This is a genomic window from Delftia sp. 11MD, assembly GCF_050907895.1.
In the GTDB taxonomy this organism is placed as follows: Bacteria; Pseudomonadota; Gammaproteobacteria; order Burkholderiales; family Burkholderiaceae_C; genus Comamonas; species Comamonas tsuruhatensis.
Map to the genome: position 1 here is coordinate 4,090,385 of NZ_CP194333.1, position 14,922 is coordinate 4,105,306.

Below are 14,922 nucleotides of genomic sequence, written 5' to 3' on the forward strand. Positions count from 1 at the left end.
TTGTGTTGTGGATGGCATGGCGGTCACGGGTTCGCGGGCTGGCGGCGCCAGCTCTGTCGCCCCCGGTCCACTCCGCTGTTGATATCGTCGCCCCCGGTCTTGACTGGGTCTCCCGCCCCGCTTGGCTTTCCGCTGGAGTCGAAGATCTTCGCGCCGCTGATGGTGGGCCTGCCCGGCCCCACCTCGCGGCCGTTGACCTGCTGGCCTGCCAGGTTGTCGGAGGCGTTGAAGATGCCGTCGCCGTTCACATCGAAGGCGACATAGTCGGTCTTGCCCCCGGTGTCGGGATCGATGGCGTAGATCGTGCTGGCCAGACCCGCGGAGCAGGGGTCGCCCAGCGGCGGCCGGATGGAGGTGAACACCAGTCCCCGCCCGTACAGGCTCATGTCGTAGACCAGTCTTTCTCCGTCGCGCGGCAGATCGACGTACCAGCCCCAGCTGTGCACATTGGAGTCGGCGGTGCTGGTGGCGTCCTTGTACCAGGTGACCGGGTTGGCCGACAGGGCGAACTTGCCCGGAAAGCCGCTCACCTGGGTGAACTGCTGGGCCTGCAGATCCCCGCGCCCCTTGCCGGCGGTAGGCAGCGGCTGCGGCGCAGTCGTGGCGGGTGTGCCGTAGCGATCCCAGATACCGAACACCGATTGCCGGCGCATGTCCAGCTTGTCGTCATCCGTCATGAAGCGGCCCGTGCCGAAGGCCACCACATCGCCCTTGCCGCTGGAGTGCCGCACCACGTAGGGCGCGGTGGTGATGGACAGCCGCTTGCCGCCGCTGCGTTCGGACTCGCGTGCCACAAAGAACAGTTGCGCATTCCATGAGCCGCTGGCACCGCTGGCCAGGTCCACGCGCCATACATTGCCCGCAAGATCACCGGCATAGGCCACGTCCACCTTGCCATCGCCGTTGTTGTCCACCACGGCGGCGCGCGACAGGCCGTTCTTCGGCGCAGGCAGCGCGCTCAGCTCTGCGGCCGTCATGCCTGCTGCGAAATCAAAGCGCCGGATGACCTCGCCACTGGAGACATCCAGCACAAACAGGCTGGACTCGCCGGAGGCGCTGTTCGACGCCTGGTAGCCATTGGACAGGAATACCACCCACCTGCCCTTGGACCGGCCGGCGTCGTTGAGCCGCGCAACGACGGGCGTTGGCATCGAGTAACCCATGCGTTCGTCCTGTTCAACGCCGAACTCCCACAGCAACCGGGGGGAGGTGGGGTCCGTGACGTCCAGCGCGAAGACCTGCCGCCCGCCCGCGCCCAGGCTGCCGACCAGCACCCTGTGCCAGGCGTTGCCGAAGTAGACATCGGAGACCACGGGCGTCCCGTCCACGAAGTAGCGGTGGGGAGCGCCGCCCGCGCCATACCGGGACGCCAGGACATTGAGCGAATTCTTCACCCCCGATGGAATGAAGGCGAACTCCTCCTTGCCAGATGCCGCGTCGAAGGCGTGCAGCATGCCGTCGTTGGCGCCCACATACAGCATCTCCTTGGCAGCCTGTTTCGCGGCAAAGGCGGCATAGGTGGTGCTGCCCTCCAGCTTGTCCGCAGCGGAGGCGCGGTACAGGCCGCCCTTGACCCGCACCAGCGAGGAATTGACGATGTCGCCCAGCACATTAGGCTTTCCGCTGGCCAGGGGCTTGCGCACGCGCAAGTCATCGCGCACCTCGCCACGCAGGAACTCGATGCGCTTTTTTGCCTGGCCATCGGCGGAGTTCGTGGCCGGGTCCGTGTTGAGCACGGCCAGCCAGGACGCATCGGAACGCTGCCCGCTGAGACTGGAGTACGTGAAAGGGCTCAGCGACACGGCACTGCCGGTCCTGCTGGGGTAGTAGATCTTGCGGTCATCGGCGGACCGCTCCGACAGGAGTTCCGCCGCGCTCCACACCAGCGTTCTGTCGCTGGTGGTGAGCTTCTCGCGGATGACATCGCCGCTCCAGTACTGGACCTCGAACGTGGTCCGGTACAGGTCGGCGCCTTCGCCCAGTGTCGCCGTGGGCATGTCCACGCTGACCGCCGTCACGGAACTGATGTTCTGCAGGATGTCGTTGAACGCCTTGGTCAATTGGTCCTTGAGCGTGCCGGCATTGGTCACCAGAAAATAGTTGTCCGGATCTCCCGTGATCTTGGAGGGGTCGCGGTCCGGCACGCCGTACTTGGCGGCATACCACAGCGGTCCCTTCAGGAAGCTGCCCGCGTCGGTCGCATTGCCGGGAGTGAAGCTGCGGGTGGCCGTGAGCCCCAGGTTCGAGCATTCCGTGCGCTGCTGGGCCGAGATGCTGCCCCGGCAGTAGCCCGGATCGCGATTGGGGGGCGTGTTGTAGGCGTAGTAGGCCGAGGCGGTGTCCTTGTCACGCACCTCCAGGTACATGCCGTCCTTGGTGGTGCCCGAGATCACATAGCCCATGTGCTGCCCCAGGCCGCCAGCGGCGTATTCGGACACCATGTCGATCTTCACCGTGCCATCGGCCTGCAGCGCGATCGTGTAGCGCGCGATGGCGTCCATGTCATGGTCGGCGCCCTGCTCCACGTCCTCGTAGTTGATGCGGAACTCCGCATAGGGCCGCCCGCCATTGACCGAGGCATCGATGTCCGCCTTGCCCGTGTTGGCAATGTTGACCACGTAGTAGTCGACGATCTGGTTGGTCGGCGTGAAGACCGCATTGTTCACGGTGCTGCCACCGGCACTGCCGGAGACGGTCTTGGCAAACGGCGCAATGGTCACAAAGCGCTTGCCGCCGATCGGAAAGCGTATTTCCGGCAGCGGTGACGCAATGGCCACGGAGTAGGTTCTCAGCGCATTCTTGCCCTGGCTGTTGCCGAAGATGGCATTCCTGGCGCCGAAACGGGCCACGCCTGCGGCATAGTAGGTGCCTTCCTTGCTGGGCTCCTCGGGAGACAGGCCGCGCGCCCATGACAGGTCTGCAATGGTCTTGACCGAAGGAGCCTGGTCGGCATTGGCCGATGTTGACTGGCCGATGAAGAAGTTCTTCCCGTCTATGCGCTCGGCCGAGCCGATGGCCGCCACCTCGTCTGAGACATTGAAGCCATTGAGGGCGCTGGCGCCGACGCTCGCGTAGCGGCTGCCGGGCAGCTTGCCGTCGTAGGAGGGATTGATGTCGCTGAGCACCGTCATGACGGGACGGGAGCAGTACTGGTAGCCGCCCCCGCCTTCGGCCTTGGCCCTGTAGGGCGTTTCCCAGGCGGGCTTGGACAGACCCAGGGACGCATCCTTGGAGGAGCCGCCGGCGTAGTCATAGATGCCGAGGGCCTGGGATGCGCCGCCGAAATAGCGCATGGTCTCGAACATCATCTCGCTGATGGGATTGCCCCACATGGCGCACTTCGAAGGCTTGTCCAGCGAACTGATGGGGCCGGACGTGATCCAGCCGCATTCCACGTATTTGCCGCCGGTGTAGCCGATCAGCCGCTGGCGGTCTATGTTGGCGACCACGCCATTGACACCCGTCTTGAACTGGCCCGTCTGAGGGTCGACTTCCTCTGCGAAATTGCCGATATTGCGACGCAGCACGCCGCCGGCGATGTTTTTCTCGTACGAGCCTGTGAGCAGGCCGAAGTACATCTTCCCGTTCTCCCCGAAGTCGTGCAGCAGCCCCGTGGGCTTGTAGACGGTCTTGCCGCCGTTGGGATAGGCCTTGCAGCTGGCCTCGAGCAACTGGACATTGCTGCTGGAGCAGGCCTCCACAAGCAGGTTGTAGTCGGTGATCCTGCTGCTGGCCCGCGCGCACGAATTGCCGCCTGCACAGTTGCTCTGCCCTGCAAAGCCCTCCTGGGACACCCAGTCCCAGATCTGGAACGAGGAGTCATTGAGCACGCGCAACTGGGTGACGGCGTCAGTGGTCTCCTTCAGCGTGGTGACGGCAAACAGATGGCGCGTGCCGACCGCCGGCGGGCGCAGCGGCGCATAGTCCGAAATGCTGTAGACCTTGGCATCCCGCGCAGGGTCATAGGCCTTGCCCCAGCTGTGCGCATCCCTGGGAATGTAGGCGGTCTGCAAAACGGTGCGCGAAGCCGTGTCCTCCGCACGCATGCCGCCATAGAGCACGCGGCGTATGGCGTCCATGCGCGATGTGCCCAGATAGTTCAGGAAGTCGCCGCTCCAGTGGTTCGAGCACTTTTTCCTGTTGCTTCCGGTCGCTGCCTGCGAGGGCACGAAAACACCCTTGGAATAGCTGTAGCAGACGTTGTTGTTGAAGTAGCCGTAGTAGTCGATCTGGTCCGGCTTGTACCCGACATCGATCACACCGTCGCCGTTGAGGTCGGAGGCATCGTTGTAGGCCTCGTAGTACAGCTTGTGGTCACGCCCCATCACCAGCATGTTCAAGGGCGCCAACGCCTGGTTCACGAACAGCGGCATCTGGGACAGCACGGTGTCCGCGCGCCCCTGGGCATGCGCCGGCGTACTGGCCAGTGCCAATGCGCACGTCCACAGCGCCAGGGCTGGCCACGCGCGTGCCCGGCCCTGGCGCCCCCTCGGGCCATGCCTGGTCTTCCAACTTGCAATGCGAGCCATTGAAGCTCCCTCCCCTGCTTACTTTATGAACATGTTGACGCTGGACCGCAGGCACAGCGCATGCGCTCCGCAGGCCTGGGCCTGCGTCTTTTCCGTGGCCTGGGCATTGACCTCATAAAAGTCCGTGCAGCCGGTGGCGGGTGCATCCAGCGCGGACGTCGCACTACCCGACTTGGGACAGGCGGTCGTGATGTATCGGGGATACCAGTACCCATCGGGCTGCTGAAACCCGGCCGCCTTGGCCTTGGTCGTCCGAAAATCCGTACCGAGCCCGATGGAGTCCGTACGCACATCGGATACCGAGCAGGGAATGCCGCTGCCCTCGGCCACCGGAGTGCTGGCGCCATTGCAAGGCTTGAGTGCGACGGCATGCTCCAGCAGCTTGCGCTCGCCTTCTCGCAACGTGCCATCCGCGGTTTCATACAGCCGCTGGCTATCCACCATGTTGGCTGCGATGCGTGCCTCCAGCGTGGCCACGCGCATGCCGACCACCGCCAGCAGCAACACCAGCAGCAGCATGATCATGGACACCAGCAAGGCATTGCCGCGCTGGCGCCCGTGCAGGACACAGGACATGCAGCGGCGGCTCCGGGCTCCGATCAGCGCGGTCATGGCATCAGATTCCTCAGGGTGAGCGTGCCGGTGGCCAGTTGCAGCAGGGAGCCGGCATTCGCATCGCATCGGGCCCGGGCGCCGCCCAGTTGCGCCCAACGCTCGCAGACGGTGGAGGTCATGCCCTGCGTCACCTTGCCGGAGCTTTCCAGCAAGAGGGCAAGGCGCAGGGAACGGATGGCTTCCTGCGTCCCGGGCAACGTGGCCGTGAAGGCATCGACCCTGCGTATCGCGCCGGGCGCTGTCTGCCGATCGATGCCGAACTCGAAATGCACCGCCCGCACGCCATCGGCGAGCGGCACAACCTCCTGCGCGGCCCGGCAGACCAGCACACCACTTTCGACGGTGTATTTCTCCGCGAACATGCCGGTCGCCGGCGCCGGAGCGTCATAGGGGCCGGCGGCCCCCAGGTTCGCCGGCGTGCCCGCACAGTCGGTTTCCGCAGCGTCCCGGGGCTGGAAGCGAAGGCAGATGGTCTGCGCGTCAGCCGCATAGAGCGCCTGTCCCTGGGCGAACTGGCAGCCGTTGGGATGGGGCGAGGAATCGGCAGGAAATGCGTCGAACATCGCCTGCGAAGGGTCTCTCCTGTAGCCTGCCTTGGAGAACTCGGAGTCCAGCACGGCCAGCGCCAGCCGGCTGTTGCCGAGGTTCTCGCTCTGCCCCACGCGAAAACCGAAGCTCGACAGCCCCTGCATGTAGATGGTGGTGGCAATCAGCACGAGGAACAGGCCGATGGCCAGCGCCACCAGAATCTCCACCAGGGACAGGCCCGCCTGGGACGACATGCGCATGCGGCACGCCCGTGCGCCCGGCCCGCGCTCAAAGCCGCGACCGCAGCGTGAATGTGCAAAATTCATTGTCGCTTCCATCCAGACATTGGCCTTTCTTGACCGGCCAGGCCACCGTCACGGACACCAGGCCATCGGCATCGGCGCTCACGGCGAAGGAGGTGTCGATGCGGTCCTCGGTGAGATCGGGCACCAGCTTGCGGGCCCGCTCGCCCCAGCAGGCCAGGCGCTGCGCCCGCGGCTGCGGCAAAGGCTGGCAGGCCGCGGGTGCCGCGGGCATCGCGGCACCCTCCAGCTTCTGGTAGCCGCCCAGTTCCGCCACGGGCGCGCCCTTCGCGTCCAGGACCGTGGCCGTGTCCCCCCGCAGGGTCTCCAGCAGTTCGGAAGCCAGCATGGATGCCATCTGGCGACGCTCGGTATCCACGGTGTATTCAATGGCACGCACATGGATGCGCACGGCGCCCAGCAGCCCCACGGCCACCAGCAGCACGGCGACGAGTACCTCGATAAGGCCTGCGCCGCGTTGCCTGCGAGAAGGAAAAGGAATGGACATGTGGCAGACCCGTTGCACGCGCATCAGCAACTGCCGCCGGCAGGCAGCCGCTGCTGGCGCACAAGCCCGGCGCGAGTCACTCTCAGGCATTGCATGCGCGTGGCATGGTGAGCCGTGACGGTCAGCGTGTACAGCGTGCTGGCGCCGGAGAACTGCCTGGCGGTCCCCGTGGTTTCGAACAGGACACCCTGGGAAGAATCACCGGAGGGCGAGACGGTCACGGCATCAGGCACCCGGGCCTCGCGCACCAGTTGCCCGCCCGACTTGGCGGACCATGTCTGCCCCGCGCCCACGAAGCTGCTTTCCACCCGTTTGTAGACCGCTTCGGAGCGAGCCAGCTGCAGCAACGACTGCAACTCGAGCGCAGCCGAGCTGACGCGCTGGTTGGCTATTTGAGCGATGAAGGAAGGAGCGGCCAGAGCGGCCAGAATCGCGACCAGCGCCACCACCACCATCATCTCGATGAGGGTGAAGCCACGGGGCCATTGCCACGTGCCGCCTGGACAGCCGTTGCGCGTGTAACCGGGGTTTTTCATGCAAGCGTGCTTCTCGTTGCCGGGGAACCATGCGACAGGCCTGCAAGCCCTGCGCCATTGCTCTTGATTGATGTTTGCAATCGTAATGCAAAGGCAATTTGGAACACCTATTGACACAGGTTATGGGACAAATATAGGACTTGTCTTATAAAAACCTGCGCAAAGCGCAACACCCCATCCAGCAAGCCCGGCCCGCCGTCCGTGCACGCAAGCTCGGCGGGACGGCCCGCGCAACGGGCATGGCATGGCCACGGTGGCGATACGGCAGGTCCCGAAGTCAGGCAGGCAGGCCTCGCACCAAGCGCCTGAAAATCCACCGCAGCATGCGCGGCCGCAATCCAGCCGCAGCGCAATTGGCCATGCGAATATCCCGTCTGCTTCCAGCCCGAGGAAGATAAAGTTTGCGCCCAAAGCAAAAATCCCCAGTGCATTTCTGCACTGGGGATTTTCTTGTTTGGGGTGGCTGATGGGGCTCGAACCCACGACAACAGGAATCACAATCCTGGACTCTACCAACTGAGCTACAGCCACCGTTGAAGCATTCGATTATATGCCAAAAACCAGCAGACAAATGCTTTGGAACAGGCGTTGCGTGACGGATCGGGTGCAGCAGGAACAACGGCGCATCGGGGGAAGCGGGCAAGGGGCAGGATGGCGCCATCCTCCATGCAGCCACAGCCGGCAGGGACCTTGTCCGGCGCACCTGAAGCTGCCGGGCACAAGCAGTCCCCCTGCCGCCCAAAGCAAAAATCCCCAGAGCATTTCTGCTCTGGGGATTTTTTTTATTTGGGGTGGCTGATGGGGCTCGAACCCACGACAACAGGAATCACAATCCTGGACTCTACCAACTGAGCTACAGCCACCGTAGAAGAACGCTATTCTATTCCAAAAAACTGCTTGATTTCTGAAATTTCTGTTTTTCTAGAAATTTCCCTCATCAGGGGCGCGGGACCTTGATCTGCACCTTGAACTGTTTCTTGAGAAGCTCGTAGTATGCCATAGCTTCCGCCACGGCCGAGCTTCGCAGGAAGTCCTGCTTCTGCGCGGCAGCCGCCTGCGCATCATCGGCCGGACGCTCGACGATGCGGTTGATCTTGACCACGGCATAGCCTTGCGCGCCCAGGTCAACACCCGTCCACGCAGGCAGCTGGGCCGTGGGCGCACGCAGGGCAGCGTCCACCACTTCGCGCGACTGGCCTTCGGGCTGGTCACGGCTGATCACCTTGGCTGCGGGCAATTGCGCCGCGTCAGGCTTGGCCTTCCATGCGGCGAGCTTGGCTTCGCCATCGGCCTTGGCCAGTTCGGCGGATTTTTGCGCCACATACAGGGTGCGCAGCTTGTCGCCGACCTCGGCCATGGGCAGCGTGCGGGCAGGCGTGTACTCCACCACGCGGCCGGCCACCAACTGGTTGGAACCCAGCTCCACCGCATCGGTGTTGCGCTTGTTGTTGAGCGAATCGCTGGAGAACAGCGCCTCCAGGAAACGGGGATTGGCCAGGGGGCCCTTGACGTTGGGGCCGGGCTGGCGCGTCACATGGTCTGCCTTTTGCACGGTGAGCTTGAACTTCTCGGCCACGGGCTGCAGGCTGTCCGACTGCTCGTAGACCGCGTTGGAGAAGCCTTCCGCCAGTTCGGCGAACTTGCGCTGCGCCTGCTGCTGCTTGAGTTCGGCCTCCAGCTTGGGACGCATCTGCTCGAAGCTCGGTGCCTTGGGCTTCTTGATGTCCACCAGCGAGATGATGTGGTAGCCGAAGTCGCTGTGCACCACGTCGCTGATGTCGCCGACCTTCATGCCGAAGGCTGCGTCCTCGAACGGCTTGACCATGGCACCACGGCCGAAGTAGCCCAGGTCGCCACCCGATGCAGCGGAGCCGCCGTCCTGCGAGTTGGCCTTGGCCAGCTCGGCGAAGCGCTTGGGGTCCTTGCGCAGCTCGGCCAGCAATTCCTCGGCCTTGGCCTTGGCTTTCTCCTGCTCTGCCGCGGGGGCATCCTTGGATGCGTTGATCAGGATGTGGCTGGCGCGGCGCTCCTCGGGACCGGCCAGGCGCTCGGCGTTCTGGTTGTAGTAGGAACGCACATCGTCTTCGCTCAGCGTGATGCCGGCCTCGATGCTGGGCACATCCAGCAGCAGGTATTCCACCTTGGCCTGCTCCAGTTGCTGGAACTGGCTGGTGTGGGCGTCGTAGTAGGCCTTGAGGTCGGCCTCGGTGGGCTGGACCTTGCTGGCGTAGGCGCTGGCTTCGAAGCGTGCCACCTGCACTTCGCGGCGCTGGTACAACGCATCGATGGCCTGCTTGACCTGGGCGTCGGTCGCAAAGGCCGTGCCCGTGACGCCACCCATCACCTGGTTCATGGACAGTTCGCGGCGCAGATTGGCCTCGAAGCCCTCAGGCGTCAGGCCCTGCGATCCGACCAGGGCGCGGTAGGCTTCGGCATCCATGGAGCCATCCGGCTTCTTGAGCGCGGCAATCGCGGGGATTTCCTGCAGCGTGCGCACCAGCTGTGCATCCGATGCGGCCAGGTGCATCTTCTGCACGGCAGCGGCCAGCACCTGGTCACGCACCATCTTCTCCAGCGTGGCGTAGCGCGCCTGCGGCGAATCCAGCAGCTTGGGGTCGACGTTGGGGTTCTCGGCGCGCAGGCGGTCGCTTTCCATGCGGTGCGCGTTCTCCCAGTCGGCCTGTTTGATCTCATGTCCATCCACACGCGCGACGATCACGCTGGATTCGGTGAAGTAGTTCTGGTTGACCCCCACGAAGATGAACGAGGGAATGATCAGCAAGAACAACAAGATCATCACGAACTTGGAATGCTTGCGGATGGATTCGAACATGGTCTGTCTTTCAGTGGCAGAAATAGAAAAGGCGAACTTTCGTTCGCCTTTTGTTCTTGGTGGGTGCTGACGGGGTCGAACCGCCGACCTACGCCTTGTAAGGGAAAATTCCACCGTTACAAATCAATAGCTTACAGCGTCTACCAACTTCGCCCCACCAACTTTAAGGAGTCGAAGCGAAACATTCTACTTTCTTCCGCGCATCAGCCTCTCGCTTCGCCGGGTCATATACGCCACAGCGCGGGAACGCGCTGACTTGAGGGAATCTCCGATTACTGTATATTTATACAGCATAAGGAATTCGGCCATGCCCCACCTCATTACCCCCACCAGCCCCATCGCAGCCACGATGCCGTCGATGCCACTGCCGGCCCCTGACAGCCCGGTACGCGCTGGCTTTCCAAGCCCGGCAGAAGACTTTAGCTGTGCCCGCATCGACTTGGCCAAGATCATGGTCAAGCACCCCCAGTGCACATTTCTCTTGCGAGTGCGCGGCGACTCAATGACGGGCGCGGGAATCTTTGACGGAGATTTGTTGGTGGTTGACAAGTACCTGCGGCCGCAGCACGGCGACATTGTGGTTGCCGAGGTCGATGGAGATTTCACCTGCAAGCGGCTGTGGTCCAGGTTCGACCAGGTGATGCTGCGTCCCGAGAACCCCACGTATCCCGACATCCGGGCAAAAGAAGGCCAACAGCTGGAGATCTGGGGCGTGGTGACGTGTGCCGTCAAGTCGTTCCGCACATTGTGAGATCAGGTCATGTTCGCACTGCTGGACGGCAACAATTTTTACGTGAGCTGCGAGCGCGTGTTTCGACCTTCGCTCAAGGGCCAGCCGGTGATTGTGCTCAGCAACAACGACGGCTGCGCCATCGCCCGATCCGAAGAAGCCAAGGCGCTGGGCATCAAGATGGGCGAGCCCTTCTTCCAAGTCAAGCATCGGGTCCACCAGGGGCTTGTCGCGCTGTCTGCGAACTTCGCCCTGTACGGCGACATGAGTGACCGAATGATGTCTCTCGCTGCCGGCCTCGGCCCAGAGCAAGAGATTTACAGCATCGATGAGTGCTTCATAGGCCTGGCCGGCGTGAGCGACGTGACGCGCCGATCCTGGGCAATCCGTGACCGCATCTTGCGTGGCGTCGGCATCCCCACGTGCATCGGCATCGGACCCACAAAGACTCTGGCCAAGCTCGCCAATCATGTGGCCAAAGACGCGGAGCGCAAGCCCGGCAGCTACCCTGCCTCACTGGCCCAGGTATGCAACCTCACCGAGCTTTCGCCAGCACAGCTGCAGTCGCTGCTGGAAAGCGTGCCCGTGGGCGACGTCTGGGGCGTGGGGCGCCGAATCAAGATGCGCCTGCTGGATCACAAAATCTTCACGGCTTGGGATCTAGCCCGCGCGCCACAGCCGCAGCTGCGCGCCCACTTTGGCGTGGTGCTGGAGCGCACAGCGCGCGAGTTGCAGGGCATGCCCTGCCTGGGGCTGGAGCATGAGCCACCACCAAAGCAGCAGATTGCCTGCACGCGATCTTTCGGCCGCCCGGTCAGCGACCTGGCGCCGCTGGTCGAGGCTGTCTCCGCCTTTGCCCAGCGCGCGGCAGAAAAGCTGCGCACACAAGACCACAGGGCCGGCGCCGTGCATGTGTTCGCGCACACGAGCCCATTCCGGGATGGCCCACGTTTTGCCCGCAGCACCACGGTCCAGCTCCCCCAGCCCAGCAGTGACACCGCCTTGCTGGTGCGCGCTGCAGCGCGCGGGATCGCCAAGATCTACGAGCCCGGCTATCAGCTGTCGAAGGCTGGCGTGATGCTGCTGGATCTGTCCCCCGTGGCAGTGCAGCAAGCCTCATTGCTCGATGAGCCCAACGACTATGCGCGCGACCACAGCCCCCTTATGGAGGCCATGGACCGGCTCAACGAGCGCTATGGCAAGGGCACCGTGGGCATAGCCAGCGCGCTGCAGGAGTCGGGCTGGGGCATGCGCCAGGACCGCCGGACACCGCGCTACACGACAGAGCTGGACGACATCCCCATTGCACGCACGTAACCCCAGGAGACCCCATGAAAATGCCTCTTGAAGTTGAGCTGTACCCCACCCTGCTGACCATGCCCCGATGGTTTGGCACACCCGAGGTCCAGATCCTGCCAGGCCGTCCAGAGCACTACTTCATTGATGAGATCGAGCCCGGGTGGTTTGCCGTCACGGATCTTGACGGGGACCGCATCTACTGCGGGCTTGGCCCGGTATCTGTCGAGAGTTCGCCAGCACCTTTCTGAAAAGACAAAGCCCGCTCGCAGCGGGCTTTTTGTTGGTCAGGCAGCTGCCTTGCGCTCCTGGCGCCACCAGGGTGGTGTGAGCAGTGCATTCGGCGAGGCCAGCACAAGGGCCTTGGCGGCCGCTGTGAGCGCCTGGTGCCGCTCCATTTCGCCGAAGGTCAGGCCGCGCCGCTCCATTTCCTGCCGCCTGGCTGCAATGCACTCGCGGGCCTTGCCCTCTGCCTCGGCCAAGGGGTGGGCGGTGACCCATTCGCCGCGCTCAGGGTGGTAGAGGTAGGCATAGGCCACGCCGGCATCGTCATCAAAATGTAACTGCACCTCGTGGCCGCCTACGGCCGCACCGGGGCTCAGGTAGCGCATCTGCGGCATCCCCCCAAAGCTGGTGATACGGGCGGCCGGGCGGCGAGCATTTAATTCTTTGATGAGCTGGCTTGCTGCGTTCATGACGGTTCTCTTTCGTTCGTTGCCGCTGCCATGGATGCTCCGGCCTTGCGTTGATCCAGAGTTGATGCGGCGCCACCCCTGAGCATGACCAGCTGGCCGGTGCGCAGGTTGCGCGCCAGCGCGCCGATTTCATGGTCCCGCTGGACGGTCCCCAGCATTTCCCAGCCAGGCAGCTCGATATGCTGATACAGCCGCCAGGGACCGCCTGGCGTGACGATCAGGCGGCTCCGGGGGCTCATGCGGACAGCTCATCCGCCTGCAGGCGGCGATAGGCGTCTGCAGGCGATTCGGCATCGGTCCACAGCGTAGCGCCGTTGCTGCCGTTGCCCACGTAGACCAGGCCGGCCCGGTTGTGCTCAGCGTTCCACAGCACCTGCCACACGCCATCGGCGTCATCAGCGGCCACCTCGTGCAGCTCCCAGCCTTGCGTGGCGCCTTCGAGGTCGGCCAGCAGGTTGGCATCGAGTTCGGTGATTTCGATCTTGCGCATTGGGAATCCTTTTATGGTTTGCCCCTCATTGACGGGAGGCGCCGCTGGCGGCGGTGTGCTGCCATGGGAAGAATATTAATGCGCAATCATTGCGCAGTCAACGCCTTTTTTCAGAAGCCACTCAAGCCGCGTTTGCGCGCTCCACTTCCCAGCCCAGGCAGGCCAGGGCCACGGTGCGGGGCACGGGCTTTTCGCCTGTCAGGTAGTACAGCAGCATGCGACGCGAGATACCCAGGGCCTCGGCTGCAGCGGTCTGCGTGAGGCCATTGCGCTGAATCCATTCCGTGATTTCTTCGGCCGTGTGGGCGGTGGGTGGTTTGGCTGTCATGCGTGGATTGTATGCGCAACTGTTGCGCAATCGAACTTGCTGAGCGCAAGCCTAAGGCGCAGCCAGCAGCGGCACCCCGCAGCACTACTGCACCGCTTCTATCATCGCGCGGCCGGCGTCATAGGCCCGCTCGCAGGCGCCACCTCTGCCCCGGGCATCGTCAGCAATGCGCGCCAGCGCTCCCGCTCGCTCGTCAGCGCGGCGCTGCAACTCGGCAAACAGATCGAGGGCGCCGGTGTCTGGCGCGCACTGTCCGGCAGCGGCGCGAGCCTGGGCGGCGGCACGGTGGGCGGTGATGTAGTTGGCGAGGTCGCCGCGCAGCCGGCCAGCAGCAGCGCGGGCAGCGTCAGCGTCAGCTGCAGAGCGCGCCAGCACCTGCCGGGCCTGGGTGTCGATGTTGTGCAGGTCGTCACGGTTCTTGTCCTCCAGCTTGCGGTATTTCTCAGATGCTTGGCGCGCGGCCGTCGCCGATGCCTCCCGCTCGCCGGCCAGTTCGGCGCGGGCCAGGGCCGCATCGCGCTCAGCGCCCAACCGTGCCATGGCCTGCCAGGCCAGCAGAGCCGCCAGGACCAGGGCCAGCGTCTGCCACGCATAGGCCTTGAGACCGGCGATCACGGCGCCGCCTTTGCCGCGACCAGCGCCGCGCTGAAATGCCCGTCCCTGCCCCACTGCGCGCACAGCTCGCGGGTCGCATCACGGCGATCAACAAGCCCTGGCAGCCGCGTGGGCACACCGTTCACGGTGCCGTAGACCCATCGAGGCATCTGCAGGCATGCAGCATCGAGTTGCCCGGCGTTCGCCAGCCGCATAACCGTTGTGTCAGGTGCGAGCGCCGAGGGCACGTTGTAGGCCATGTCTATAAAGCTGGCCTGCACCCAGAGGTTGTAGCTGTCCCAGTGCCGCAGCGCCCGACGCGCCAAGCGCTCGGCCTCGCGGTATTTGGGTCGCTCCAGGCGCTCGCAGTCCTCGGGACTGTAGTAACGCCCCGCCACAACTTCGGGGCCTGTGACGCCCGCGCAGACGGTCAGCGGCTGCCCCTTGCCCAGGCGGTCGATGTAGGGCGTGCCAATGTGCCGGCCGCTACTTTCGTAGTGCAGCCCGATCTCACGGGCCAGCGTCACAGCGGGGCTAGGCCCGAGCTCCTGCGTGGCGACATAGCCGCCGGCAGCGGTGGCCGCCAAGCCCGCTGCCGTGGCCAGGAGCCGATTGCGAAGTGCCTCGTTCATCGACCACCTCCGCCCACCATCAAAGCCTTCCAGAACGCGATGCCGGCCGTGCCCAGCATCACGATGTAGGTGATGGGTTTTGCCGCCTTGCCGATCCAGTTGAGCACCTTGAAGGCGCCCTGTGCAGCCGCGAAAAATTCCACCATTTCAGCCGTGTTCGCACGCACTGTTTCGGTGGCCTCGGTGTTCGCGCGCAGATCCGCCTCGATGCGCGTCATGCGAGCGTCGCCCTCATCAAGACGTGCATTGATGGTGCGAGCTGTGTTGACGCTGATAGCGTCGCCGTAGTCGTCTTGCATAGGCACC

16 protein-coding genes and 2 tRNA genes are annotated in these 14,922 nt (G+C 64.1%); 3 read left to right on the forward strand and 15 right to left on the reverse strand.

Features of this window, described 5'->3' with window-relative positions; translation table 11 throughout:
* Window positions 1-23: 23 nt before the first annotated feature.
* The 8 genes from ACRSCF_RS18450 to ACRSCF_RS18485 all read right to left on the reverse strand — a co-directional run bounded on the left by ACRSCF_RS18450 (window position 24) and on the right by ACRSCF_RS18485 (window position 9,851).
* On the reverse strand, window positions 24-4,433 hold the full coding sequence (locus tag ACRSCF_RS18450; protein WP_432675073.1) for a pilus assembly protein: 4,410 nt from the start codon (window positions 4,431-4,433) through the stop codon (window positions 24-26).
* A gap of 114 nt (window positions 4,434-4,547) precedes the next feature.
* Window positions 4,548-5,141: a pilus assembly PilX family protein gene (locus ACRSCF_RS18455; protein WP_016445407.1), complete on the reverse strand. Its 594-nt coding sequence runs from the start codon at window positions 5,139-5,141 to the stop codon at window positions 4,548-4,550.
* Entirely contained in the window at window positions 5,138-5,932 is a 795-nt protein-coding gene (locus ACRSCF_RS18460) for a prepilin-type N-terminal cleavage/methylation domain-containing protein (protein WP_034364914.1), read from the reverse strand. The genes ACRSCF_RS18455 and ACRSCF_RS18460 overlap by 4 nt, the downstream gene beginning before the upstream one ends.
* Window positions 5,933-5,960: 28 nt before the next feature.
* A complete protein-coding gene (pilV, locus tag ACRSCF_RS18465; protein ID WP_223275162.1) occupies window positions 5,961-6,482 on the reverse strand; it encodes a type IV pilus modification protein PilV in 522 nt (173 codons plus the stop codon).
* Between the two features lie 23 nt (window positions 6,483-6,505).
* Window positions 6,506-7,018, reverse strand: a complete 513-nt coding sequence (locus tag ACRSCF_RS18470) for a GspH/FimT family pseudopilin (RefSeq protein WP_034364911.1) — start codon at window positions 7,016-7,018, stop codon at window positions 6,506-6,508.
* Window positions 7,019-7,473: 455 nt separating this feature from the next.
* Window positions 7,474-7,549, reverse strand: a tRNA-His gene (locus tag ACRSCF_RS18475).
* Between the two features lie 256 nt (window positions 7,550-7,805).
* A tRNA-His gene (locus ACRSCF_RS18480) sits at window positions 7,806-7,881 on the reverse strand.
* Window positions 7,882-7,955: 74 nt separating this feature from the next.
* Window positions 7,956-9,851 carry a SurA N-terminal domain-containing protein gene (locus tag ACRSCF_RS18485; RefSeq protein ID WP_034364908.1) on the reverse strand — a complete coding sequence of 632 codons (1,896 nt, stop codon included), beginning with the start codon at window positions 9,849-9,851 and terminating at the stop codon, window positions 7,956-7,958.
* 307 nt (window positions 9,852-10,158) lie between these two features.
* On the opposite strand from ACRSCF_RS18485, the gene ACRSCF_RS18490 reads away from it, so the two are divergent.
* From ACRSCF_RS18490 to ACRSCF_RS18500, 3 genes are read left to right on the forward strand one after another with little or no spacing between them, the layout of a single operon-like run.
* Window positions 10,159-10,602 carry a LexA family protein gene (locus tag ACRSCF_RS18490; RefSeq protein ID WP_034364905.1) on the forward strand — a complete coding sequence of 148 codons (444 nt, stop codon included), beginning with the start codon at window positions 10,159-10,161 and terminating at the stop codon, window positions 10,600-10,602.
* A gap of 9 nt (window positions 10,603-10,611) precedes the next feature.
* Complete coding sequence (locus ACRSCF_RS18495) at window positions 10,612-11,898, forward strand: Y-family DNA polymerase (protein WP_126312334.1); 1,287 nt, start codon at window positions 10,612-10,614, stop codon at window positions 11,896-11,898.
* 14 nt (window positions 11,899-11,912) lie between these two features.
* Window positions 11,913-12,128 (forward strand): hypothetical protein, encoded by a 216-nt coding sequence (locus tag ACRSCF_RS18500; protein WP_082254147.1) that lies wholly within the window; start codon window positions 11,913-11,915, stop codon window positions 12,126-12,128.
* 36 nt (window positions 12,129-12,164) lie between these two features.
* Here ACRSCF_RS18500 and ACRSCF_RS18505 read toward each other — a convergent pair whose 3' ends face one another.
* From ACRSCF_RS18505 to ACRSCF_RS18535, 7 genes are all read right to left on the reverse strand, one after another.
* Window positions 12,165-12,572: a hypothetical protein gene (locus ACRSCF_RS18505; RefSeq protein WP_158528261.1), complete on the reverse strand. Its 408-nt coding sequence runs from the start codon at window positions 12,570-12,572 to the stop codon at window positions 12,165-12,167.
* A complete protein-coding gene (locus ACRSCF_RS18510; RefSeq protein ID WP_034364899.1) occupies window positions 12,569-12,811 on the reverse strand; it encodes a hypothetical protein in 243 nt (80 codons plus the stop codon). Before ACRSCF_RS18510 ends, ACRSCF_RS18505 begins: the two co-directional genes overlap by 4 nt.
* Window positions 12,808-13,062 carry a hypothetical protein gene (locus ACRSCF_RS18515; RefSeq protein WP_052151662.1) on the reverse strand — a complete coding sequence of 85 codons (255 nt, stop codon included), beginning with the start codon at window positions 13,060-13,062 and terminating at the stop codon, window positions 12,808-12,810. Before ACRSCF_RS18515 ends, ACRSCF_RS18510 begins: the two co-directional genes overlap by 4 nt.
* A gap of 121 nt (window positions 13,063-13,183) precedes the next feature.
* Window positions 13,184-13,390 carry a helix-turn-helix domain-containing protein gene (locus ACRSCF_RS18520; protein WP_052151661.1) on the reverse strand — a complete coding sequence of 69 codons (207 nt, stop codon included), beginning with the start codon at window positions 13,388-13,390 and terminating at the stop codon, window positions 13,184-13,186.
* Between the two features lie 84 nt (window positions 13,391-13,474).
* Complete coding sequence (locus ACRSCF_RS18525) at window positions 13,475-14,005, reverse strand: DUF2514 family protein (RefSeq protein WP_052151660.1); 531 nt, start codon at window positions 14,003-14,005, stop codon at window positions 13,475-13,477.
* Window positions 14,002-14,616, reverse strand: coding sequence for a lysozyme (locus ACRSCF_RS18530; RefSeq protein ID WP_324622584.1), 615 nt, complete (start codon window positions 14,614-14,616; stop codon window positions 14,002-14,004). Before ACRSCF_RS18530 ends, ACRSCF_RS18525 begins: the two co-directional genes overlap by 4 nt.
* Window positions 14,613-14,915 carry a hypothetical protein gene (locus tag ACRSCF_RS18535; protein WP_034364896.1) on the reverse strand — a complete coding sequence of 101 codons (303 nt, stop codon included), beginning with the start codon at window positions 14,913-14,915 and terminating at the stop codon, window positions 14,613-14,615. Before ACRSCF_RS18535 ends, ACRSCF_RS18530 begins: the two co-directional genes overlap by 4 nt.
* Between the last annotated feature and the right edge of the window lie 7 nt (window positions 14,916-14,922).